At 65.4% G+C, this 22,587-nt stretch carries 23 protein-coding genes; 6 read left to right on the forward strand and 17 right to left on the reverse strand.

What is annotated here, in order from left to right; genetic code table 11:
* Positions 1-120 precede the first annotated feature (120 nt).
* The 13 genes from VFO25_12460 to rpsB form a co-directional block, all read right to left on the reverse strand.
* A complete protein-coding gene (locus tag VFO25_12460; protein ID HET9343717.1) occupies positions 121-963 on the reverse strand; it encodes a DUF2837 family protein in 843 nt (280 codons plus the stop codon).
* Between the two features lie 9 nt (positions 964-972).
* Positions 973-2,247 carry a pitrilysin family protein gene (locus VFO25_12465; protein ID HET9343718.1) on the reverse strand — a complete coding sequence of 425 codons (1,275 nt, stop codon included), beginning with the start codon at positions 2,245-2,247 and terminating at the stop codon, positions 973-975.
* Positions 2,244-3,413 carry a polysaccharide deacetylase family protein gene (locus tag VFO25_12470; GenBank protein ID HET9343719.1) on the reverse strand — a complete coding sequence of 390 codons (1,170 nt, stop codon included), beginning with the start codon at positions 3,411-3,413 and terminating at the stop codon, positions 2,244-2,246. The genes VFO25_12465 and VFO25_12470 overlap by 4 nt, the downstream gene beginning before the upstream one ends.
* A 24-nt stretch (positions 3,414-3,437) precedes the next feature.
* The gene (gene proS, locus VFO25_12475; protein HET9343720.1) at positions 3,438-4,877 is read right to left on the reverse strand and encodes a proline--tRNA ligase; all 1,440 of its coding nucleotides are present in this window, start codon (positions 4,875-4,877) and stop codon (positions 3,438-3,440) included.
* Positions 4,878-4,975: 98 nt separating this feature from the next.
* Complete coding sequence (gene ispG / locus VFO25_12480; protein HET9343721.1) at positions 4,976-6,115, reverse strand: flavodoxin-dependent (E)-4-hydroxy-3-methylbut-2-enyl-diphosphate synthase; 1,140 nt, start codon at positions 6,113-6,115, stop codon at positions 4,976-4,978.
* Positions 6,116-7,228 carry a M50 family metallopeptidase gene (locus VFO25_12485; GenBank protein HET9343722.1) on the reverse strand — a complete coding sequence of 371 codons (1,113 nt, stop codon included), beginning with the start codon at positions 7,226-7,228 and terminating at the stop codon, positions 6,116-6,118.
* 112 nt (positions 7,229-7,340) lie between these two features.
* Positions 7,341-8,537 carry a 1-deoxy-D-xylulose-5-phosphate reductoisomerase gene (gene dxr, locus VFO25_12490; protein HET9343723.1) on the reverse strand — a complete coding sequence of 399 codons (1,197 nt, stop codon included), beginning with the start codon at positions 8,535-8,537 and terminating at the stop codon, positions 7,341-7,343.
* Between the two features lie 8 nt (positions 8,538-8,545).
* Entirely contained in the window at positions 8,546-9,397 is an 852-nt protein-coding gene (locus tag VFO25_12495; protein ID HET9343724.1) for a phosphatidate cytidylyltransferase, read from the reverse strand.
* Complete coding sequence (gene uppS, locus VFO25_12500; GenBank protein ID HET9343725.1) at positions 9,394-10,140, reverse strand: polyprenyl diphosphate synthase; 747 nt, start codon at positions 10,138-10,140, stop codon at positions 9,394-9,396. The genes VFO25_12495 and uppS overlap by 4 nt, the downstream gene beginning before the upstream one ends.
* A gap of 194 nt (positions 10,141-10,334) precedes the next feature.
* Positions 10,335-10,856 (reverse strand): ribosome recycling factor, encoded by a 522-nt coding sequence (frr, locus tag VFO25_12505; protein HET9343726.1) that lies wholly within the window; start codon positions 10,854-10,856, stop codon positions 10,335-10,337.
* 16 nt (positions 10,857-10,872) lie between these two features.
* Positions 10,873-11,631 carry a UMP kinase gene (gene pyrH / locus VFO25_12510; protein ID HET9343727.1) on the reverse strand — a complete coding sequence of 253 codons (759 nt, stop codon included), beginning with the start codon at positions 11,629-11,631 and terminating at the stop codon, positions 10,873-10,875.
* Positions 11,632-11,634: 3 nt separating this feature from the next.
* Positions 11,635-12,189, reverse strand: coding sequence for an elongation factor Ts (locus VFO25_12515; protein HET9343728.1), 555 nt, complete (start codon positions 12,187-12,189; stop codon positions 11,635-11,637).
* Positions 12,190-12,230: 41 nt separating this feature from the next.
* Positions 12,231-13,007 carry a 30S ribosomal protein S2 gene (gene rpsB, locus VFO25_12520; GenBank protein ID HET9343729.1) on the reverse strand — a complete coding sequence of 259 codons (777 nt, stop codon included), beginning with the start codon at positions 13,005-13,007 and terminating at the stop codon, positions 12,231-12,233.
* A 336-nt stretch (positions 13,008-13,343) separates the two neighbouring features.
* On the opposite strand from rpsB, the gene VFO25_12525 reads away from it, so the two are divergent.
* From VFO25_12525 to VFO25_12535, 3 genes are all read left to right on the forward strand, one after another.
* Positions 13,344-14,264: a hypothetical protein gene (locus tag VFO25_12525; protein ID HET9343730.1), complete on the forward strand. Its 921-nt coding sequence runs from the start codon at positions 13,344-13,346 to the stop codon at positions 14,262-14,264.
* A gap of 135 nt (positions 14,265-14,399) precedes the next feature.
* Positions 14,400-15,293: an AAA family ATPase gene (locus VFO25_12530; GenBank protein ID HET9343731.1), complete on the forward strand. Its 894-nt coding sequence runs from the start codon at positions 14,400-14,402 to the stop codon at positions 15,291-15,293.
* Complete coding sequence (locus tag VFO25_12535; GenBank protein HET9343732.1) at positions 15,290-15,928, forward strand: hypothetical protein; 639 nt, start codon at positions 15,290-15,292, stop codon at positions 15,926-15,928. The genes VFO25_12530 and VFO25_12535 overlap by 4 nt, the downstream gene beginning before the upstream one ends.
* Before the next feature lie 9 nt (positions 15,929-15,937).
* On the opposite strand, the gene csrA is transcribed toward VFO25_12535, so the two are convergent.
* Both csrA and VFO25_12545 read right to left on the reverse strand, forming a co-directional pair.
* Positions 15,938-16,132 (reverse strand): carbon storage regulator CsrA, encoded by a 195-nt coding sequence (gene csrA, locus VFO25_12540; GenBank protein ID HET9343733.1) that lies wholly within the window; start codon positions 16,130-16,132, stop codon positions 15,938-15,940.
* Between the two features lie 88 nt (positions 16,133-16,220).
* Complete coding sequence (locus VFO25_12545) at positions 16,221-16,499, reverse strand: flagellar biosynthesis anti-sigma factor FlgM (protein ID HET9343734.1); 279 nt, start codon at positions 16,497-16,499, stop codon at positions 16,221-16,223.
* 229 nt (positions 16,500-16,728) lie between these two features.
* Here VFO25_12545 and VFO25_12550 point away from each other — a divergent pair, with 229 nt between their 5' ends.
* Both VFO25_12550 and VFO25_12555 read left to right on the forward strand, forming a co-directional pair.
* On the forward strand, positions 16,729-17,634 hold the full coding sequence (locus VFO25_12550; GenBank protein HET9343735.1) for a hypothetical protein: 906 nt from the start codon (positions 16,729-16,731) through the stop codon (positions 17,632-17,634).
* 10 nt (positions 17,635-17,644) lie between these two features.
* The gene (locus VFO25_12555; protein HET9343736.1) at positions 17,645-19,234 is read left to right on the forward strand and encodes a fatty acid--CoA ligase; all 1,590 of its coding nucleotides are present in this window, start codon (positions 17,645-17,647) and stop codon (positions 19,232-19,234) included.
* Here VFO25_12555 and VFO25_12560 read toward each other — a convergent pair.
* Both VFO25_12560 and VFO25_12565 read right to left on the reverse strand, forming a co-directional pair.
* Complete coding sequence (locus tag VFO25_12560) at positions 19,231-20,007, reverse strand: ABC transporter permease (protein ID HET9343737.1); 777 nt, start codon at positions 20,005-20,007, stop codon at positions 19,231-19,233. The two genes, VFO25_12555 and VFO25_12560, sit on opposite strands and share 4 nt — an antisense overlap.
* Complete coding sequence (locus VFO25_12565) at positions 20,004-20,945, reverse strand: ABC transporter ATP-binding protein (GenBank protein ID HET9343738.1); 942 nt, start codon at positions 20,943-20,945, stop codon at positions 20,004-20,006. The genes VFO25_12560 and VFO25_12565 overlap by 4 nt, the downstream gene beginning before the upstream one ends.
* 188 nt (positions 20,946-21,133) lie before the next feature.
* Here VFO25_12565 and VFO25_12570 point away from each other — a divergent pair, with 188 nt between their 5' ends.
* A complete protein-coding gene (locus VFO25_12570; GenBank protein HET9343739.1) occupies positions 21,134-22,585 on the forward strand; it encodes a hypothetical protein in 1,452 nt (483 codons plus the stop codon).
* Positions 22,586-22,587: the final 2 nt, after the last annotated feature.

The following is a 22,587-nucleotide window of genomic DNA, read 5'->3' on the forward strand; positions in this document are numbered from 1 at the left end:
CCCGCGGTGAGCGCGGCATCGCCTTGCGACGTGCGCAGGTCGACGAGGCGCTGCGTGAACGCGCTCGCGCAACCGCTCGCGCTCAAGGCAAGCGCGATGCATGCCGCGACAGCGGCGATCCTATATCTGCGTTGCGGCATTCGTGAGGATCCTCGCGACGTATGCGATGACGGACGCGGCGGGGTCGAGCAGCAGCTGCGACAGCAGGGTCCCGACGATGGTCGTCAACACGAGGTACACCAGCATCGCTTTCAGGTCTTCGATCGGGCGCTTGCCGGCGGCCGTCTGGTCCGTGATGAGCGCGGCGGTCGGGTCGACGATGAGCGTCAGCGTAACGGTCGCGACGCCGGTGATCAAGCCGGAGAGCGATATAGCGGTCGCCATGGACGAGTGGAGCAGCGCCCCCGCGTAGTACGCCGACAGCGGCCCGGTCACCCAAAAGCCCATGACGACGACGTTCCAGATCAAAAAGCCCTTCGGCAGGTTGCGAGGAGAGTATGCCCAGACGTTCAGCCGCGGCGTCCGGACTTCGCCGAGCGCCGACACTGCCGTTCGCGGCACGAACAGTCGCGACATCGCGGCGAGCACCGATCCGCGCCGTTCGAACGAATCGATGCCGCGCTGGAGCAGACGCGCTGCGGTCGGAAGCAAGAGCCCGCCGAGGCCTGCGCCGATCGTCGCGGCGAAGATGATGACGCGCACCTCCGCTTCGAACTCGCCCGGTGCGCGCCGCTGGACCGCGCGATCGGCGAGCGCCGCGATGAGCGGCATGTAGAACAGGCTGAGCAGACGCGAGAACGTCGCGAACAGATTGAAGAGCGTCAATCCGGTTGCGACGCGATGGGCGCGGACGCCCGCGAGGCGCGCGGCACCGGTGCCCATCTGGAGCGCCTGCGCGAACATGTAGAGCAGCGCCGCTATCGGTAGGAACCACCCCGCTGGGACGTGCAGGTGGTCGGTCACTTTGCGGCCTTAAGCGGATTCTGCAAGCCCGACTTGCGCTTCGAAGCGGTCGTCGACCGGGCCGAGCACGGTGAGCGCGAGTTTACCCTGCGCGAAGAGCGAACGCGCTGCGGCGTCGACCTGCTCTTTGGTCACCGACTCGATCTTCTCGACCACCTCGCTCGGCGGCACCGATCTGCCGGAGACGAGCTCGGTCCGGCCGAGCCGCAGCATCCGCGTGCTCGTGCTCTCGAGCGACAGGAGGAGCCCGCCTTTGAGGTGTTCCTTCGCTCGCGCGACTTCGTCGGGGCTGACGCCGCGCTCCGCGAGTGAAGTCGTCTCCGCGCGGATGAGCGAGAGCACTTCTTGCGCGTTCTTCGGCCGCGTCGCCGCCGCGATGGTGAACAGACCGCCGCTGCGATACATCTGGTGCGCCGAGTAGACGCTATAGACGAGGCCGCGCTTCTCTCGGATCTCCTGGAAGAGCCGCGACGCCATACCGCCCCCGAGGATCGTGTCGAGCACGGAGTAGATGTAGCGGCGGTCGTCTCCGGCGCTCGTGCCCTCGGCGCCGACGAGCACGTAGACCTGCTCGCAGTCGCGCTGTTTGACGACGCTCACCGGACGGAATACGGGCGGCTTGGGGTCCGCATGCTGCGAGACGCCCGCAAGTCCGCCGAAGCGCCGCCGTACGTCAGCGACGAAGTCGTCGTGCTCGAGATTGCCGACCGCGGTGACGATGACGTTTCCGGGCACGTAGTTGTGGCCCATGTAGTCGAGCAGCGCGTCGCGCGTGAGCGCCGAGACGGTCGACGCATAGCCGATCGTCGGCTCGCCGAGCGGGCTGCCGCCCCAAGCGGAGCGCACGAAGATATCTTGGCTCACCTCGTCGGGCGAGTCGTCGTACATCTTGATCTCTTCGAGGATCACTTGCTGCTCTTTATGCAGCTCCGCCGGATCGATCGCGGAGTTCTCGAGCATGTCGGCGAGGATCTCGACCGCGAGCGGTGCGTGCTCGTCGACGGTGCGGGCGTGAAAGCACGTCGTCTCTTTGTCCGTGAACGCGTTGAGGTGGCCGCCGATCGAATCCATGAGCTCGGCGATCTCGCGAGCGGTGCGCGTCCGCGTGCCTTTGAAGAGCATGTGCTCGATGCAGTGGCTGATGCCGCGCTGGCCGGCCTCTTCGTTCGACGACCCGACGCTCACCCAGACGCCCATCGCGACGCTGCGGACGTAGGATACCCGTTCTGTGATGACTCGAATGCCGTTATCGAGGACGCTTTTTTGGATCGCGCCGTCGTTCATCTCGCCGCTTGATCGAGCCAACCCGCCTCCCAATACGTCGTGCCGAGCGAGCCTTCGTCTCGAGTGAAGTCCCTTCGCAGCACCGCGGCGGAGAACACCGTCCGGTTCGTCGGCACGGCAAGGTCTCCTGAGACGTCAGCGTACGGCGACACAGCTATCGGAACGACCGCCCACACGTCGACCTCGGACACGCTCGGATCGGCGGCGAACGCTCGATATATCATGTCCGCCGCATCGGCTGCGAACGTCTGCCTGTCGACCGGCGCGTGGAACTTCACGCCCGATAGCATGATGCCGGCGACGACCGCCGGCTCCGTCTTGTACGTCCGCACCTTGAGGATCTGTTCGGGGTAGCCAACGCTCAGCAGTGCGACGGCGACGCGTTCGGCGACGTCCGGCGCGTTCCCCGCAATCCTGTCCTTCGCGATGTCGCGCAACTCCGCCGTATCCAACGCAGGCGCTGCGCTCCCGCCGCTTCCCGCCGCGCCGAGGACGCGCCGGATGAGCGCATCGCCCCGTCCGCGCAGTACGCGAAACCGCGGGAGTGCGAACTTGTCCCGAGCTAAACCGGCCGGCGTGATGTCGCCCGCAGCGGTCGCGAACGCCACATCGTAGCCCGCAGCGGCGACGGCTCGCTCGACCGAGATGTTGAAACGCCCCGACGGATACGCGAACGCGCCGACGTGTGCGCCCGTGATCGACTCGAGCACTGCTCGCGAGCCGCGCACCTCGCGCTCGACCGCAGCGGGCGCGAGCAACGTCAGGTCGGGATGCGTGATCGTGTGCGCTTCGACGTCCATCCCGGATCGCGCGAGAGCACGAACTCCGGAAGCGCTGAGATGACCGGGAGTGCCGAGCAGTCCGGTCGTGACGAAGAACGTGCCGACGTCGCCGTAACGCCGCAGCATCGGGGCGGCTTGGGTCGCCGCGTCGTCGTAGCCGTCATCGAATGTGAGCGAGACCTCGCACGCGCGCGCTCTGCTCGAACCGACGTCGGCGACGAGCTTCTCGACGCCGACGACCGAGCAGTCGTGGTCTCGCAGGAGCCGCAACTGGTCGTCGAGCTCTTGCGGCGTCACCGTCAGCGCGGTACCGAACGCTCCGCCGCCGGGACGCGTCGAAACGTGGTGGTACATGAAGACGGCGGCGACCGCTGCCGCGATCACCGCTCGGACACCTCGCGTCGACGCCTAGTACGAGCGGGCAAAGTATGCTTTGACTTTCGCCGGCGACCCGCAATACGCGCACACCTCGCCGGGCGACGCGTCGGCGACGATGACGCGCGATACCGCGCTCGTCTCCGCCTTGATCTCAAGCTCGCACTCGCTGCGTTCGCACCACGCCGCCAGCACGAACCCTGTCTGGCGTTTGAGCGCGTCGACGAATTCTTCGCGACTCGTCGCGGTCGTCGTCCGGCGCTCGCGGTCCGCGAGCGCGCGTTCGTGCAGGGTGCGCTGGATGTCGGCGAGCATGCGCCCGATGTGCGCCGTTGCGTCAGCTGTCGGCACCGATGTCTTCTCGAGCGTGTCACGCCTGGCGATGGTCACCTTACCCTCGGCGACGTCACGCGGTCCGATCTCGACGCGAACGGGGACGCCGCGCATCTCCCACTCGTTGAACTTCCAGGGCGCTGTCTGCTCGAGGCGATCATCGAGATGGGTGCGGAACTCGCCGCGCAGGACGTCGAAGCAAGCGTGCGCCGCCGGGAGCACGGTCTCATCGCCTTTGCGGATGATCGGCACGATGACGATCTCGTGCGGAGCGATCGACGGCGGCAGCACGAGTCCCCGATCGTCGCCGTGCGCCATGATGAGCCCGCCGAGGATCCGCCACGACACGCCCCACGACGTCGTCCATGCGTGCTTGCGCTGCTCGTCGACGTCGGTGAACGAGATGTCGTACGCCTTCGCGAAGTTCTGGCCGAGGTCGTGCGACGTGCCGGCTTGGAGCGCTTTGCCGTCGGGCATCATCGCTTCGATCGCATACGTCGCGAGCGCGCCGGCGAACCGCTCGTTGGCGCTCTTCCGGCCTTTGATGACGGGAAGTCCGAGCACGTCTTCGGCGACCTCGCGATACACCTCGAGCATGCGCTGCACTTCCTCCGCCGCTTCCGCGTGCGTCGCATGCGCGGTGTGGCCTTCCTGCCAGAGGAATTCGAGCGTCCGCAGGAACGGCCGCGTCGCCTTTTCCCATCGGACGACGTTGCACCACTGGTTGATGAGCACGGGGAGATCGCGATGCGACTGGATCCAGCGCGCATACATCATGCCGATGACCACTTCCGAAGTCGGCCGAATGGCCAGCCGCTCGGTCAGCGTTTCGCCGCCGCCTTGCGTGACCCACGCGACTTCGGGCGCGAAGCCTTCGACGTGATCCGACTCGCGCGCGAGCAGCGACTCGGGGATGAAGAGCGGGAAGTAGGCATTCGAGTGGCCGGTCGCCTTGAAGCGCTTGTCGAACTCGTCGCGGATGCGATCCCAGATGGCGAAGCCGTACGGGCGCAGCACGATGCACCCGCGCACCGGCGAGTAGTCGACGAGCTGCGCCTTTAGACAGACCTGCGTGTACCACTCGGACAGGTCGTCGCCTTTGGGCGGGATGTTCTTGACGGCTTTCTTCTCTTCTGCCATGCTCACGCGTTATTGGGAGCGGTCGAGATTCATCTCGACCGCCGCGGTTTCGCAGTAAGGTCGTCTGCGGTCGAGCTAAAGCTCGACCGCTACACCGATCATTGGTAGTCCGGGTATCGCTCGGCGATGACCTTCTCGATCTCTTCGCGCAGACCGTCGAGCAGCTGCGCCTCCGGAAGCGAGCGCACCTTGACGCCGTCGCGATAGAGCAAGCCCATCCCGCGCCCGCCGGCGATGCCGACATCGGCCATCGACGCTTCGCCCGGACCGTTGACCGCGCATCCCATGACCGCGACCTTGACCGGCGCCCGGTACTCGGCGGTGATGCGCTCGACCGCTTCCGCGAGCTTGAGGATGTCGACCTGGACGCGACCGCACGACGGACAAGCCGTGATCTCGACGCCGCGCTCCCGGATGCCGAGCGACTTGAGTATCTCCCAGCAGACGGGCACCTCTTCGACCGGATCCGCCGCGAGCGACACGCGAATCGTGTCGCCGATGCCTTCGGCGAGCAGCATTCCGAGCCCGACGCTGCTCTTCACGGTGCCCGTGCGCAGCGTTCCCGCTTCCGTTATGCCGAGGTGGAACGGATAGTCGACTTTATCCGCCATCATGCGATATGCAGTGACGGTCGATCGCACGTCGTGCGACTTCAGCGACACGACGATATCGCCGAACTCGAGCTCCTCGAGAATCCTGATGTGCCGCATGGCCGACTCGACCATGCCCGCCGGCGTCCGTCCGAGCGTCTCGACGATGTCGGGAGCGAGCGATCCCATGTTGACGCCGATGCGTATCGGCATGCCGCGATCTTTCGCCGCGCGGACGACTTCGCGGACCTTCTGCGGATCGCGGATGTTGCCGGGGTTGAGCCGAAGCTTATCCCAACCCGCCTCGATCGCGGCCAGCGCGAAGCGATGATCGAAGTGGATGTCGGCGACGAGCGGAACGCCTGCGCCGTCCTTGATCTTGCGGCACACCGCAGCGGCTTTTGCGTCCGGCACCGAGATGCGCACGATCTCGCAACCCGCTTCGGCGAGCTGATGCACTTGTTCGAGCGTCGCCGCCCAGTCGTCGGTCTTCGTCGTCGTCATCGACTGGACGGAGACGGGCGCGTCGCCGCCGATCACCAACGAGCCGACTTTGACGGAACGCGTCTTGCGTCGAGGCGGCAGCGCGGGCGGACTAGGATTGCGCTCTTGGACGCCGGTCCATTCGGGCACCGGAGGCAGCGCCATCTAGATCGCGCCCTTTCCGCTTATCCAGTTCGCGATGTCATGATACGTCACGAACGCGATGAACACCATGAGCAGTGCGAACCCGGTGAGGTGGACGAGCCCCTCCTTCTCCGGATCGACGCGCCGCCCGCGGACGAGTTCGACGACCATGAACGCGAGCCGTCCGCCGTCGAGCGCCGGTATCGGCAACAGATTGAACATGCCGAGGATCACCGAGAGCATCGCCGCGAGCTCGACGAGCGAGCCGATGCCGTACTGGGCGACCTGGGAGACGACTTGTGCGATGCCAACCGGCCCGTGAAGGCCGGACGTGTCGTGGGTCGCGATCATCTGGACGATGCCGTACCATTGCGTCGCAATCGTCAGCGGAACCATGCTCACGCCCCACACGACTCCTTCGAAAAACGGCATCCGCAGTGCGGTCGTCGTCGGCAAGTAGCCAAGCAATCCTTGCTTCGTTCCGTCGCCGACGGGTCCGTACGTCGTCTTGATCTTCAGATGGAAGACCTTGCCGTCGCGTTCGATCGCGACGTCCATAAGCCGGTTCGGGCGAGCATGGATGTAGTCCATGATCTCCGTGCCCGACCGAAACGCACGGCCGTCGAGCGTCCGGATCTCATCGCCGGGCTGGAGATGTGCCGCGGCCGCCGGTGTATCCGGACGGACTTGCCCGATGACGTCCGTCGGCACCGGTTGTCCGATCGCGACGCCGACGATGGTGAAGAGCAGCGCGGCGAGCAAGAAGTTGAAGAACGGCCCGGCGAGGATGATGCCGAAGCGCGCGTAGAGCGGCTTGTGCTGGAAATTGCCCGGATCGGGGCTGCCGTCGTCGGCGCTATCCTCGCCGACCATCCGGCAGAAGCCGCCGAGCGGAAGCAGATTCACCGTGTAGAGCGTTCCGCCGCGCTCGATCGCGAACAGTCGCGGTCCGAAACCCATCGCGAATTCGCTGACGGTGACGCCCGCGCGCTTCGCGACGACCATGTGGCCGAGCTCGTGGAACAAGATGAGCACGCCGAGGATGAGCAGGTAGAGCGCTACCTTCTCGACGCCGCTCAAGGTCGCGGCGAGGACGGACTCGATGCTGCTCGTCGTCAGGGCTGCTAAGATCAATGGGGTTCCTTTCGCTGCGAGGCTCCCAAGGCACTACCGCTTGGAGCCGCATACCGTTACTTTCGGCGCGGTTGTGGCGCGGCGCACCACGCGTTTTCGTCTCCGCGCCGTGCTAAGCGCGGCGCGAACCTGTGACCACGTCCCGGGTGAAAGACCGCGCCCAGCGATCGGCTTCTTCTATCTCAGGCAATCGCGCCGGCCGGGCGTCGTGGGCGTCGAGCGCTGCGGCGACGATCTCGCCGATTTCGACGAATCGGATTTTCCCTTGTAGGAATGCCCGTCCTGCCTCTTCGTTCGCGGCCGAGAGCACCGCGGGATACGTTCCACCGGATCCGACGGCGCGATATGCGAGCTTGAGGCTCGGAAAACGCGCGTGGTCGACGGGCTCGAATGTCAGCGTGCTTTGCTGCGATTGCAGGCCAAGGGCTCTGCGCGTCGCTTCGAGCGCGACGGGCTGGTCGAGGCGATCCGGATATGCGAGCGCGTACCCGATCGGCATGCGCATGTCGGGCGATGCGATCTGCGCTTTGACGTTGCCGTCGGCGAAGACGACGAACGCGTGCGCGATGCTCTGGCGGTGGACCACGACGTCGATCTGCGACGGCGCGAGCCCGAACAAGCGGCACGCTTCGATCACCTCGAGACCCTTGTTCATAAGAGTGGCGGAGTCGAGCGTGTTCTTCGCTCCCATCGTCCACGTCGGGTGGACGAGCGCTTGCACCGGCGTCACCGAATCGAGCTCGTGAAGCGTGAAATCGACGAACGGACCACCGCTCGCGGTCAGGACGACCGTCCGAACGTCGGAAGGCTTCTCGCCGAGCAGGCACTGGAACACGGCGCAATGCTCGGAATCGACCGGCATGATGCGTGCGTCCGATGCGCGAGCAACAGCGAACAGCGGCTCGCCCGCCGCGACGGCGATCTCTTTGTTCGCGAGCGCGATGGCGATGCCGCGCTCTGCGGCCGCGAAGACGGCGCGGCAAGCGACGAGCCCGTCGGTGGCGGCCAACACGATGTCCGCGCCGGACTCGACTGCGACGGCGATGAGCCCGCGTTCGCCGTGCTCCAGCCGGACTACGGGCGAACCGGGTGTGCGCGGCGCGATCCGTTCTGCGAGCTCCGAGAGACCAGCCTCAGTGGCGCACGACGCGACCGCCGGCGCGAACGCATCGATCTGCTCGGCGAGCAGTTCCGTCTTCGTTCCCGCGGCGAGACCGCAAACGGAAAACCGATCGCGGTTCGCAGCGATGACCTCGAGCGCTTGGCGGCCGATAGACCCGGTCGAGCCGAGGATCGCGACGCGGCGCACGCGCGTCGTCAGATGCGCCCGGCGAGCGCGAGGACCGTGTACGCGACGACGCCGGCGACGAGGTATGAGTCGAAGCGGTCGAGCACGCCGCCGTGGCCGCCGATGAGCTGACCCGAGTCCTTGATCTGCGCGTTGCGTTTGAGCGCGCTCTCGAAAAGGTCGCCGACTTCCGCGGCGACCGCGCAAGAAGCGCCGAGCACGAGGCCGAGCCACCACGGCTGTCCGATCTGCGGCACGAATGACAAGCCGACGCCCGCGAGCGTCGCGATGACGAACGCGACGAGCGCGCCCTCCCATGTCTTGTGGGGCGAAAGCCGCGGCGCCATCTTCGTGCGCCCGAAGCGCAGCCCGCCGATCATCCCGAATATATCCGTGAGCGCGACGAGCACGATCACCCAGACGGTGAACGCCGCGCCGTGCGGCGACTGTCGGAGCAGGACGAAGTAGGAGAGCAGCTTGCCGAGATACATCGACGCGAAGAGCGTCATCCCGACGCGGCCGGCGAAGCGGTCGCTGCCGTGTGCGAAGGCTGACACGAGCGACGCGACGATGATCGCACCGCCGAGCACCCATTCGTTGCGCTCGAGCATGCCGAGGTACGCGAGCACGGCGTAGGCGACGCACGCGGCGATCGCGACAGATGCCGAAAGCTCGTTGCCCGTGCGGCGGGCGATGTTCTTCAACTCGAACACGCCGATGATGCCGATGACGATGAGCAGCGCGGTGAACGCGGGCGGCCATGCGACCGAGCCGAGGCCGATCGCAGCGACGAGCGTGCCGTTGACGAGCCGTCGTGCGTTCAACGCCTCGCCCGCTTTCGCGCCGACCTTATCCGTCGTCGCGGCCGCGTCGCCGATCACGATCCACCGAAGCGACGCGCGCGGCGCTGGTACGCGATGACCGCGGCGACGAGATCGTCGCGACCGAAGTCCGGCCAATACCGCTGCGTCACCCAGATCTCGGTGTAGGCGAGCTGCCAGAGGAGAAAGTTCGACAACCGCAGTTCGCCGCCGGTCCGGATCAAGATGTCGGGATCCGGCGCCGGCGCGGTGTATAGATGCTGCGCCACCGTCGATTCGTCGATGTCGTCGGGCGATATCGATCCGTCGCGAACACGGGCCGCGATGGCGCGCGCGGCGTCGGCCAGCTCGGCACGCGCGCTGTAGTTGATCGCGATGTTCAGCGTCAGCCGCTCGTTCGCGCTCGTGCGCCGCTCGAGCTCCTCGATCGCGCCGCGCTGATGCGCGGGCAGTCCGTCGATGCGTCCGATGCCGCGCACGCGCACGCCGTTGCGGTTGAGTTCGGCTTCTTCCGACTTCGCGAACTGCACGAGCAGGTCGAGCAGAAGCGAGATCTCGAGCGCCTCGCGCTTCCAGTTCTCGGTCGAGAAGGCGTAGACGGTGACCATGCCGATTCCGAGATCGGAGCAGCCGCGCACGAGCTCGCGCAACGCGAGCACGCCGCGGCGATGGCCCTCGATCGCCGGCAACCGCCGTTCGCGCGCCCAGCGCCGATTGCCGTCCATGATGACCGCCACGTGGCGCGGCATCCGCGCGGGGTCGAGCGCGGTCGCGGTCGTCAGCCGGCGATCGCGCGCGCTCATAGTCGAGCGTACCCTTCGTAGGCGGCGGTCAGCTCCAGGCGGCCGTCTTCGACCAAGGCGCGCACGACGCGCAACGTGCCGATTCCCGCCGCGTCATACGGCGGAGCGAGTACTTCGACGATCGCGCGGCGCGTCGACCGCGCCAGCGCATCGCGTAACGGGGTGAGCAGGAGATCCTCAGACTTGTCGATGGCCTAGACCTCCATGATCTCCTTCTCTTTGTTGTGGACGAGCGCGTCGATATCCGCGATGTGCTTGTCGGTGAGCTTTTGCACCTGCTCGTTCGCGCGGCGGCTCTCGTCTTCCGTGATCTTCGAATCTTTCTGCGCCGTCTTGAGGTGGTCGTGCCCATCGCGGCGGACGTTGCGCACGGCGACGCGACCTTCTTCGGCGCGCTTGTGGACGAGCTTGACGAGGTCTTTGCGACGCTCCTCGGTCAGCGGCGGCATGCCGAGCCGGATGACGTTTCCGTCGACGTTCGGCGAGATGCCCAGGTCCGATTTCTCGATCGCTTTGCGGACATCGCCGAGGATCGACTTGTCGTGCGGCTGGATGACGATGCTCCGCGCGTCGGGCACCGAGACGTTAGCGATATGGCGCAGCGGCATCTCCGTGCCATAGGCCTCGACGACGACGTGATCGAGGAGCGACGCGTTCGCGCGCCCCGTACGGATCGCTGCGAACTCGCCTTGCGTGGCCTCGACCGCTTTCTTCATGCGGTTCTCGAGATCTTTATAGAGCTGGGGTAACACCGCTTGATGACCTCCCGACGACCGTGCCTATCGGTTCGCCCCAGATCGCCTTCTTGATGTTGCCGCGCTGCGACAGCTCGAAGACGATGATCGGCAGGCCGTTGTCCATGCAGAGCGTCAACGCCGTGTTATCCATGACCTCGAGGCCGCGCTGAAGGACGTCGAGGTATTCGAGCGACTCGAAGCGGACCGCCTTTGGATCCTTCTTCGGATCCGCGCTGTAGACGCCGTCGACCTGAGTCGCCTTGAGGATCGCGTCGGCGCCGATCTCGACCGCGCGCAGCGCGGCGGCCGTATCGGTCGTGAAGTACGGATTGCCGGTGCCGGCCGCGAAGATGACGACGCGCCCCTTTTCGAGATGACGGATCGCTCGGCGGCGGATGTACGGCTCGGCGACTTGGTGCATCGAAATCGCCGAGAGCACCCGCGTGACGACCCCGGCGCCCTCGAGCGCGTCTTGCAGCGCGAGCGCGTTGATGACGGTCGCGAGCATGCCCATGTAATCGGCGCTCGCGCGATCCATCGTCGAGCGAGCGGCGCGACCGCGCCAGATGTTCCCACCGCCGACGACGATCGCCGCCTGAACGCCCGCGAGCACGACTTCCTTGACTTGTTCTGCTATGAGATCGAGCGTCGCGCTGTCGATCGAGTCGGTGCCGGAGCCGGCGAAGGCCTCCCCGCTGAGCTTCAGCAGGACCCGCTTGTATTTGGGTTGGCTACCGGCCCCGTTGCTCGACACGCGTCAGGACTCGCCGATGTCGAAGCGGGCGAACCTGCGGATCTTTATGTTCTCGCCGAGGACGCCGACCGCCGACGTGATGAGATCCGCGACCGATTTGCTGTCGTCGCGCACGTACGGCTGATCGAGCAGCACCGCTTCCTCGAAGAACTTCTCGACTTTTCCGTCGAACTCGCCCTTCTTCGCTTCGACCACCGCGGCGGGGACGTCGTCGCGGCTCACGTAGAGCGGCCTCGATGCGCAGATGTGGACGGCGAGATCGTGAGCGAGCCGTTGGAACTGCTCGTTCTTCGCGACGAAATCGGTCTCGCAAGCGAGCTCGACGAGAACGCCCATCTTGCCGCCCTGATGGATGTAATGGCCGATGAAGCCCTCGCGCACTTCGCGGTCGGACTTTTTCTCGGCTTTTTTCTGACCTTCGACGGCGAGCAGTTTTTTCGCACGCTCGAAGTCGCCGCCGGATTCGGCCAGCGCGCGCCGGCAATCCATGACCGGCGCGTTCGTCGCCTCGCGAAGCGCTTTGATCGCGGCCGCATCGGGCTTGTAGACATCAACCATATGGTGAGTTTTCCGTTTCCTTGCTAGTCGTTCGTTCCCTGTCAGGCCGACGGCGCCGCGACCGCGGGCTCCGGCACGGACGGCTTCGTGTCGGGCTCTTCCGATGCGTCGCTCGCCGATTCGCTCTCCGTCCGGCCCTCGACGATCGCGTCGGCGATCTTTCCGGCCATGAGCTTCACGGCGCGGATCGCGTCGTCGTTGCCGGGTATCGCGTAATCGATCTCGTCGGGATCGCAGTTCGTGTCGATGACGGCGATGATGGGGATGTGCAGCTTGCGCGCTTCGAGCACGGCGATGCGTTCCTTGCGCGGATCGACGATGAACAGCGCATCCGGAACTCGCGGCATGTCTTTGATGCCCCCGAGAAAGCGCTCGAGCCGATCGAGCTCGTCGGTCAGCTTGCTGACCTCTTTCTTCGGCAGGATCTCGAGCATGCCGGTGTCGCGCTGGCGCTCGAGCTCGCGCAGCCGCGCGATCCGCTTCTGCATGGTTTGGAAATTCGTCAGCGTGCCGCCGAGCCAGCGCTGGTTGACGAAATACATGCCGCAGCGCTCGGCCTCTTCGCGGACCGCTTCTTGCGCTTGCTTCTTCGTGCCGACGAAGAGGAAGATCTTGCCTTGCCGCGACATGGCGGTCACGGCCGCGTAGACCTCACGCAGCTTGATCACCGTCTTCTGGAGATCGATGATGTAGATGCCGTTGCGTTCCTGGAAGATGTACTTGGCCATCTTCGGATTCCAACGGCGGGTCTGGTGCCCGAAATGCACGCCGGCTTCGAGCAACTGCTTCATGGAAATGATGGAGTGAGAGACGGACATCGTCGCCTGCCTTCCAACCGGTCCGATGAGGATCGGTCACGAACGTTCGTTGCTAGGTGCCGCACCGGAAGGTCCGGCTCCTAAATTCGCACCCGGTGTCGGGTGCTGCTCTAGTATACCATATGAACGAGCAAGCAAGCAAACCCGCGTTTCGACTTTCGCAGCGCGCGATCGTCTTTCATATGCGCGTCGGACGCGCGACTTTTATAGACGACGCCGAAAACGTCGGCCGATTTTGTGCGCGCTCGGCTAAAGGTACCGCGCGCGCATCAGACAGAATCGACGGGGAGGAGCCCTTCCCACCTTCGCGCCTTCGAGAGGATTGAAAGCTTCGCTATGAACCAGTATGTCAAGCTGGCTTGCGTTACGCTATTGGCGTCGGCGCTCGCCGCCTGTAGTGGCGTCGGCAGCTCGGTGCCGAACCTGACACATCCAGTCGGATCGAACGCGACCGTCTCGCACGGCTTCGGCGATCTCTCCAACGTCCACGTCATGCGTCCATTCAACGGTTCGATGCAGCCTGCGCTGACCGGCGCACTCACATACCACGGCGGCCCGGTGCTCAAACACCCCATCGTGTACGTCGTGTACTGGGGCTTCAACGCGTCTGGCGCCGATCCGAACGGGGAGCAGATGTACTTGACCAATTTCCTCACGGGTCTTGGCGGTACGCCCTGGAGCCAAACGAACCATCAATACTATCAGATCGTCAACGGCCTGACGCAGCATATCGCCAACGAAATAGGCCAGCTGCAAGGAACGTGGGTCGACTCCACCAACCCGGTCCCGTCGAGCCCGTCCGACGCGCAGATCCAAGCCGAGGCCGGCAAGCTCATGGCTCAGGTCGGCTTCAACAAGTACGCGTCGTACGTCGTGGCGACCCCGCACGGCCATAACTCGCCGGGCTTTGGCAGTAGCTTCTGCGCGTACCACGGCGCGACGAATCAAAGCGGCCACGTGATCTCGTACACGAATCTCCCATACATGACCGACGCCGGCGGCAACTGCGGCGAGAACTTCGTCAACCCCGGTCCGTCGGGCGTTCTCGATGGCGTCAGCATCGTCGAAGGTCACGAGTACTCCGAGAGCGAGACCGATCCGCAGCTGAACGCGTGGTGGGATGGCGCCAACGGTGAAGAGATCGGCGACCTCTGCGCATGGAGAGGCCTCGGCAACATCACCGAGTCGACCGGAACGTTCGCGATGCAGCCCCTCTACAGCGACAAGAAGGGTGGTTGCACGCTACATACCCCGTAACGGCGCTCCTTCCGCTACCCTACACGAGCCTGCCGGCGTCGGCAGGCTCGTCTCTTTAGAGGTCGGCGGGGCGGCGGAATCAGAACGAGCGTCGTGATGTACTACGCGGCGTTCGGCTTGTCACGAGATCCGTTCATGGACACGGCCGACCCCTCGTACTACTACGAGACGATCGCGTGCGCGAACGGGCGACGCCGCCTCGCCGAATGCATGATATCCGGCCGCGGTCTTGCGGCCGTCATCGGACCGATAGGCGTCGGCAAGACGACGCTCTGCAACGCGGTCCAGCAAGACGTGCTCGGCGTGCCGACGTGTCAAGCCGGGCTCATCCTCGACCCGACCTTCGACGACGAAGCAGCTTTCGTCAGCGCGATCGGCACCTCGCTCGGTCTCGAGCTTCCCGATCCGCCCGAACGCGGCGGTGTACACGCTCTCAAGGATCGCCTCAAGCATGCGCTCTTCGCTTCGCTCCGAAACGGCACGCAGTACGTGCTATTCATCGACGAAGCCCAGCTTTTGCCCGAACCCCAGCTCGAGACGCTCCGGTCGCTGCTCAACTATCAGGTCGACGAGCGCAAACTGCTCGCCGTCGCCCTTTCAGGTCAACCCGAGCTTGCGCGGCATCTCGCACGTCATGCGGGTCTCACCGATCGCATCGCGCTGTGGCTCGAGCTCGAGCCGCTCGCGGAGAGCGAAGCTGCGGCGCTTCTCGATCATCGTCTGCGGGTCGCCGGCTTCTCCGGCGCGCGCTCGCCGTTCTCTCCCGAGACCGCATCTGCGGCATGGCGGCTCGCTCGCGGCTTGCCGCGACGCCTGACTTCAATCGCTCGCGGCGCGATGGAGGTCGCCTCGGAACGAGGATCGAGCGAAGTCAGCGTCGCCGACGTCGTAGCGGCGAGACGGCGCGTGCCGCCCGAAGCGATGCCTGAGTCCGCCTCGGGTGCTCAAGAGATGACCGACACCGGTCGAGCTAAAGCTCGACCGCTACAAAGTCAGCGCCGCTGGCCGTGGATGTGGTTCGCGCGATGAGCGCCGACGATCGTCTCCCGGCCGACATGCTGCTGCTTCGCGAGCGGCGCCGGCGGATGACGTCATCGTCGGAGCCCGTGCTGCTCGAAAGCGACGCGATCGTCGACGGCTTCGCTTCGGAAGAGCTGCCCGCACGAGACGGCGCTCTACATCTATATAGGTCGCTCGGGTCGGTGACCCTCGCAGCGATGACGTGGACCGGCGCGATCGACCATGCTGCATTGCAGCGCGCGATCGCTTGCGCCCAGCTCGAAGGTCCGTTTTCGGCGTTTTCAAGCGGATGGTTTGCGAGGGTGTCGACCGCGAACGCGCTGCCTCCACATGGCGAGGCGGCACTTCTTGCGACGTTGTCGACGTCCGACGTCGAGTTGCTCGAGCGCGCGTCGTCGAACCACGCGGCCCCCGTTGTCGAAAGGCTCGGCCTCGCCTCGCTCCTGCCGTCGACCATCGTCGGGGCGGACGATCCGACGATCGAGGCCGCGACGGTGGTCTTGACGACCTATCGGCGCGCGTCGCTCGTCGTCGCATGGCTCGACGCGATCGGCGGCGATGCCGGCGCCGACGCGACAAGCCGTCGCGATGAAGCGGCGGCTGCGGCTATGTCGATGCTACGAGCGCTTCTCGGCGAAGCGTGAGGGCTTGAACTACGCTGGAACGACTTTTTCGAGCGCGCGGGCGTCGTTCTGACGCTCTTGGTAGACTTCGAGACGGTGGACCGGCACCGAGCGCGGCGCGGTGATACCCAACTTGACCTGATCGCCGCCCACGGCGACGATCGTTATCCTGATCTCGTCGCCGATGACGATCTCTTGATTCAACTTACGGGTCAAAACGAGCATTTCGCGCTCCATCATAGAGAAGCGAAGAGGGACCCGTGCGTTCCACCGAGTCCCTCCCCCATCCTCCGCCCGCTTGTTCGCTCGCCGGTCATTCTTCGTTGAGCAGGTCCGCGGCGAGTCTTCCCAGGAGCGCGCTCACGATGTCCCGGCTCGAGACGAAGTAGCGGCCGCGTCGGATCTTCCTCCTCAGCTCGTGCACGATCGTGTCGCGTTCTTCCGGGAGATTCGCGAGATGATGCTCCAACTCGGGATTCCGCGCCTCACCCTCACCGACCGCACGTTCGCCGGGGCTGGGCTGCGAATGCTTCGCCTTGCCGTCGACGTAAGCGGCCAGCGCGGCTTTCACTTGCTGCGAGGAGATCTTCATCGCTTTTCTCATCGGCCCGCTGCGCGGACGCGGATAGCCGGGAACGGTCACAAAGCGTCGAGCACTGGGCCGTCCCGGGCCGGAATGTGGTCGCGCGCACTTGTCCTCGCTGACCGCGCGCACTGGTGCAGGACCCCGCGGCGATACCGGGTCATTCTTGCAATCCGGACGCGCGTCGCCTGACGCGCGGCCCGTTACGCGTCGTTTGCCGACGAAAGGGACGGATTCCATGAGCGCGCACATCAGGGCGGCATCTGTGGCGGTTATCGTTCTTGCGTTGACCGCATGCGGCTTGACGACGAGTTCACTCCCAGGCGTCGTCCGGCCACCTGACCAGCATACGGCAATCCCCGTGTCGATGGCCTTGCGAACACCGCCGGACAGCGCGATGAACCCCATGCTTCGCGAGCGTATCACCTACAACGGCGGCAAGGTCCAACGCATCCCTAAGATATACGTGAACTATTGGGGCTTCAATGTCAGTGGACGCGATCCGAACGGCGAGCAGTTCTACCTGACGAATTTCCTCGAAGGCATCGGCGGCAGCACGTGGCTGAGCGACGTGACGCAGTACTACGAAGTGCTAAACGGCCGCCGGCTCCACATCCAGAACAACGTCGGCGAGATGCAGGGTGCCTGGATAGACGGTACCTCGATACCGCTACACCCCACCGACAGCCAGATACAAAGGGCAGCAAAACGCCTCATCACCCATTTCGGCTTTCACGCCGACGCGACGTACATAGTGGCGACGCCCCACGGTCACAACACGCAGGGTTTCGGTACCCAGTTCTGCACGTATCACAGCGCTCTCGTCGGGAGCGGCGGTGCCGTCGCGTACGTCGACTTCCCGTATATCTCGGACGCAGGCGCGGCATGCTTTGCAAATGCGGTGAACGGCGGTCAGGCAGGTCGGCTCGACGGCGTGAGCATCCTCGCTGGCGGGATCATCGCTGAAACGCAGACCGATCCGTTCATACCGTTCGCATTCGCGTGGATCAACCCCGACGGCGCCGAGATCGGAAGCGATTGCACCGGGCTCAACTTGCGAGACATAACCTTCTCGACAGGTACGTTCGCGATACAAGGCCTGTGGAGCGACAAGCGCAACCTCTGTTCCGACAGCGGACCGTAACGTTTCTGTTGTGAAAACGCCGCTCGCCGTCACGCAATGCCTCGATCGCGCGCGGTCGATCTACGGCGCGTCGCTCGGCGTCGTGTGCGGCGGCACGCGACTTACCTACGGCGAGGTCGCCGCGCGAGTCGATCGGCTCTCCGCCGGCTTGACGGCGCTCGGCGTCAAGGGCGGCGATGTCGTCGCATGTCTCTCGTTCAACTGCCACCGGCTGCTCGAGCTCTACTATGCGGTGCCGCAGATGGGCGCGATACTTCTGCCGATCAACATCCGGCTCACGCCGGACGATTTCGCGTTCATCATAGAAGACTCCGGCGCCACGACGGTCGTCATCGATCGCGCGCTCATCGGCCTCTTCGCTTCGGTCCGCTCGCGACTCGCGCATGTCGAACGTGTCATCCTCATGGGCGGCGACGCGAAGACGCAAGACGCCATCGACGGCGACGACTACGAGATGCTCGTCGACGATGGCGCCGAGACGTTCGAACGGCCGGCGCTCGACGAAGACGCCGTCGCCGAGCTGTTCTACACGAGCGGCACGACTTCACGGCCTAAAGGCGTCATGCTGACGCACCGCAATCTCTACATGCACGCGATGTCGGTGCTCGCTGCGCTCCATCCGACGGACGCCGACGTGCAGCTCCACTCGATCCCGCTTTTCCACGTCAACGGCTGGGGCACACCCCACACGATAACGTTCGTCGGCGGCCGGCACGTCATGGTGCCGCGTTTCGACCCCGAGGTCATCCTCGCGACGATCGAGCGCGAACGCGTCACGCAGATGCTCCTCGTGCCGACGATGGCCGTCGCGCTTCTCAATTCGCCGTCAGCGAAAACGCGCGATCTGTCCTCGATGCGCCGCATCAAGGTCGGCGGCGCCGCCGCTCCGCCGAGCCTCATCGCCGCGCTCGACGCGTGGCTGCCGGGCTGCACGATCACGTGCGGCTACGGCCTCACCGAGACGACGCCCGTACTCACGGTCGCCGGGCTCAAAGCAGGGCTCGAAGGTGACCCGACCCGTTCGGTATTGCTGCGGTCGACGGCGGGCGTCCCCATCCCCGGCGTCGAGGTCGAGATCATCGACGAGAGCGGGCAGCCGCTTCCGCACGACGGCGTCGCGGTCGGCGAGATATGCGCGCGCGGAAATTCCATCATGGCGGGATATTGGAAGCAGCCGGAGGAGACCGCGCTCGCCTTTGCTGGCGGGTGGTTTCACACCGGCGACGTCGGCGCCATCGATCCGAACGGCTACGTCTATATCGTCGACCGGAAGAAAGACATCATCATCACGGGCGGCGAGAACGTCGCGTCGCTCGAGATCGAGAACGCGCTGTACACCCACCCGAGCGTCCTCGAGTGCGCGGTCATCGCATTGCCCGATCCGCTGTGGGGCGAAGTGCCTGCGGCACTCGTCGTGCTCAAGGCGAACGCGAGCGCGGACGAACCCGGGCTCATCGCCCACTGCAAGTCGACGCTCGCCGGCTTCAAGGTCCCGAAGCGCGTGCGCTTCGTCGAGTCGCTGCCCAAGGGCGGCACCGGCAAGATCCTCAAGCGCCAGCTTCGCGACGAGTACATCCGCGAGCTGTCCGGCGCGACCTAGTTCCCGAGCTTGCGCCGCAGGACGCGGCGGGGGACGTACATCATCGCAAGCGTGAATGCGACGAGCCATGCGATGTCGATTCCCGTTTGGACCGTCGGCGCGCCGATGAGCAGCTGGCGGCACGCGGCGACCGCGTGATAGAGCGGCGTGCACCACCCGATGGCCGCGACCCACGCCGGCATCCGATCGAGCGGGAAGAACACGCCGCCGACCATGAGCATCGGCGTCACGACGAACGAGAAATAGAAGAACAGATGCTCTTGGATCGCGACGATCATCGCGACGTAGAAGCCGGGCACGGCGAACGCCATGCCGCCGAGCGCGAAGACGAGCGGGCACGCGAGCACCCACCACGAGTGGATGAGACCGAACGCAGCGACCGCTGCGAGGAAGAGCGTGCCGTAGAGCACCGCACGGAACGCCTGCCAGAGATATTCGCCCGCCGCGATCTCGAGCGGATCGACCGGCGCCGTCACCATCGACTCGTAGACGCCGTTGAAGTTGAGGCGCTCGAAGCAGCCCCAGCACGAGTCGAACGTACCGGCGTTCATGACCGCCATGCCGAGCATTCCCGGAGCGATGAACTGCATGAGCGTGCCGTGGCCGGTGAGCGTCACGTACGCGCCAAGTCCGAGACCGATCGCCAGGAAGTATATGAACGGGTCGATTATGTTGATCGCGACGCTCGACACCGCGTACTTCTGCCACGCGAGGAAATTGCGCCAGAAGACGAGCCGAGCGTTGCGCCCGACGATCGCGGTGAGCGGATTCACTCGCCGAGCTCCCTGCCCGTTATGTTGAGAAAGACGTCTTCGAGCGTCGCGGCGCGGGCGACGTGGCGCCGCGAGTCGAGGCCGGCCTGCGCCATCCGCGCGAGCAGCGCTCGATTGTCGTCCGTGTAGAGGTAGGTGACGTCGCCGTGCCGCTCGCGTCGCCGGACCAGCCCGTCGAAGGCGTCGGTCCGCGCAAGCACGTCGGCGTGCGCGGGTTCGGCGATCACCTCGAGGACTTCCGCCGCTGCGAAGCGCTGGACGAGCCCAGCCGGGGTGTCTTCGGCGAAGACCAGCCCCTCTTCCATCACGGCGATCCGGTCGCATAGGCGCGCCGCTTCTTCCATATAATGCGTCGTGACGATGAGCGTCAGGCCGCGCTCGCGAAGCCCGTTGAGCGTTTCCCAGACCATAAGGCGGGCTTGCGGGTCGAGGCCCGTCGTCGGTTCGTCGAGGACGAGCAGTTCGGGTTCGTTGACGAGCGCGCGGGCGATGACCAGCCGGCGGCGCATACCGCCCGAAAGCTCCTTGTACTTCGCCCGCTCTTTGCCAGTGAGGCTCATCATGGCGAGCAGCGAGCGCGCGCGCTTTTCGGCCTCGGCTTGGCGCAGACCGAAGAACGAGCCGTAGACGAGGAGATTTTCCATCACGGTCAGTTCTTGATCGAGCGCGTTCTCTTGCGTCACGACGCCGATGCGCGATTTGATCTCGCGCGCACTCCTGGCCGCGTCGAGGCCGAGCACGTCGAGCGTCCCCGAAGTGCGGGCGATGCGGCAGTAGATCATCTTCATCGTCGTCGTCTTGCCGGCGCCGTTGCGGCCGAGGAAGCCGAAACACTCGCTCGGCGCGATCGCGAACGAGATGCCGCGCACGGCCTCGAGCGAGCCGTAACGCTTCGTGAGACCGGTCGCGGCGACGGCGGGGACGAGATGCGACGCCATGCACACTGTTTGCATGGTGGCGCGCGGGATTCCGCCGTCCGGGCCGCGGGTGCAGGATACGCTCGTACCCCGTTCCAATGACGGGCCCGAATGATCCGGCATCTTTTCCGCTACTTGAGCCAAGCGAAGATCCCGCCGGCGTTGCCGCCTTGTCGACGCTCGCCGTTCACAGGAGCTTGTTGACCGAAATGCCCTGCAGCGCCAACGCGCGTACCCAGCTCTCGCCCGCCGATCGTGCACGTTACGTCGCCGATCATCTCCCGCCCCACTTGTTCCGCAGCGTCGCCGGACCCGATGTAACGGATCCCGGCAAAGTCGCGTGGCGCATCTCCCCCGAACCCTTCCCGCTTTCGCCTGCAACCGTCGCCGCATTCGAACGTCTCGGCGGCGATCTGCTCAGGTTCTACCGAGCCGCGAATAAGTTGTACGCGCAAAGCGTCAAAGGTCAGGCGCCCGACTTCATCCGCGACTACCTCGAGCTTGGTAAGCCCGACAACATCATCCGTCTCCAGCGTCAGAACCGCTTCAAGCAAGACGTGCCCGGCGTCATCCGGCCAGACATAATCCTCACCGAAGGCGGGATGATCGCGTCCGAACTCGACTCGGTGCCCGGCGGCATGGGTTTTGTCGGCGCGATGGGCCAGACGTACTGCGAGCTCGGCTTCGATCAAGTCGGCGAGTTCGACGGCATCCTGCGCGGCTTCGCGGCGATGGCGACGGCCGCGTCGGGCGGTAAGGAAAAGCCGGTCATCGCGGTCGTCGTCTCGCGCGAATCCGACGACTATCGCGGCGAGATGGATTGGCTCGCGGGAGCGCTGCGCGACGCAGGGCTCGCGAACGCCGTGACCGTGCGACCCGACGAACTCGTGTTCACCGAAGAGGCGCTCGTCGTCGACACGCCGTCCGGGCGGCACACCGTCGACGTCCTCTACCGCTTCTTCGAGCTCTTCGACTTGCTCAACATCCCGAAGCAAGAGCTCATGCTCTATGCCGCGCGCCACAAGCGCGTCGCGCTGACGCCGACGCCAAAGTCCTTCCTCGAGGAGAAGCTCTGGTTCGCGCTCTTCCACAACCCGATGCTCGAGACGCTCTGGTCGGACGAGCTCGGCGGCGACTCGTTCTTTCGTTTGCGCGCGATCATCCCACAGACGTGGGTTCTCGACCCGCATCCGCTGCCGCCCCAGGCGGTCATCTACGGCCTCACCGCGGATGGCCGGCCGATCCGGGCGTGGCGAGATTTGTACGGCCTCTCGAAGTCCGAGCGCCAGTTCGTCGTCAAGCCGTCCGGATTTTCGGAATTGGCCTGGGGCAGCCGCGGCGTCTATGTCGCGAACGATCTGACGCGCGACGAATGGATGGCGGTGATCGACGGCGGACTCGCGACGTATGAGAAGTCGCCGCAGATCCTGCAGCGCTTTCACAAAGGCAGACGCGTCCAATCGAGCTATCTCGACGAGGCGAGCGGTACGATCAAGACGCTCGACGGCCGAGTTCGCCTATGCCCGTATTATTTCGTCGCGGGCGACGACGCGCCGCTGAGCGGAGTGCTCGCGACCATCGTCCCCGCTGACAAGCGTCTGATCCACGGCATGGCCGACGCCATCATGGCGCCGTGTTCGGTGAGCGACTCGGGGTACTAGGC

The organism is Candidatus Eremiobacteraceae bacterium (assembly GCA_035710745.1).
Lineage (GTDB): Bacteria > Vulcanimicrobiota > Vulcanimicrobiia > Eremiobacterales > Eremiobacteraceae > JANWLL01.

Bases quoted from the DNA above. Each gene is read 5' to 3' on its own strand.
- VFO25_12545 (HET9343734.1), bottom strand. From the start codon at position 16,499: ATGAAGATCTCCTCGCAGCAAGTGAAAGCCGCGCTGGCCGCTTACGTC.
- uppS (HET9343725.1), bottom strand. From the start codon at position 10,140: ATGAGCGCGCGCGATCGCCGGCTGACGACCGCGACCGCGCTCGACCCC.
- VFO25_12565 (HET9343738.1), bottom strand. From the start codon at position 20,945: ATGGCGTCGCATCTCGTCCCCGCCGTCGCCGCGACCGGTCTCACGAAG.
- VFO25_12570 (HET9343739.1), top strand. From the start codon at position 21,134: ATGCCCTGCAGCGCCAACGCGCGTACCCAGCTCTCGCCCGCCGATCGT.
- VFO25_12550 (HET9343735.1), top strand. From the start codon at position 16,729: ATGAGCGCGCACATCAGGGCGGCATCTGTGGCGGTTATCGTTCTTGCG.
- frr (HET9343726.1), bottom strand. From the start codon at position 10,856: ATGAAGAAAGCGGTCGAGGCCACGCAAGGCGAGTTCGCAGCGATCCGT.
- VFO25_12525 (HET9343730.1), top strand. From the start codon at position 13,344: ATGAACCAGTATGTCAAGCTGGCTTGCGTTACGCTATTGGCGTCGGCG.
- csrA (HET9343733.1), bottom strand. From the start codon at position 16,132: ATGCTCGTTTTGACCCGTAAGTTGAATCAAGAGATCGTCATCGGCGAC.
- VFO25_12535 (HET9343732.1), top strand. From the start codon at position 15,290: ATGAGCGCCGACGATCGTCTCCCGGCCGACATGCTGCTGCTTCGCGAG.
- VFO25_12530 (HET9343731.1), top strand. From the start codon at position 14,400: ATGGACACGGCCGACCCCTCGTACTACTACGAGACGATCGCGTGCGCG.
- rpsB (HET9343729.1), bottom strand. From the start codon at position 13,007: ATGTCCGTCTCTCACTCCATCATTTCCATGAAGCAGTTGCTCGAAGCC.
- VFO25_12515 (HET9343728.1), bottom strand. From the start codon at position 12,189: ATGGTTGATGTCTACAAGCCCGATGCGGCCGCGATCAAAGCGCTTCGC.
- ispG (HET9343721.1), bottom strand. From the start codon at position 6,115: ATGGCGCTGCCTCCGGTGCCCGAATGGACCGGCGTCCAAGAGCGCAAT.
- proS (HET9343720.1), bottom strand. From the start codon at position 4,877: ATGGCAGAAGAGAAGAAAGCCGTCAAGAACATCCCGCCCAAAGGCGAC.
- VFO25_12465 (HET9343718.1), bottom strand. From the start codon at position 2,247: ATGAACGACGGCGCGATCCAAAAAAGCGTCCTCGATAACGGCATTCGA.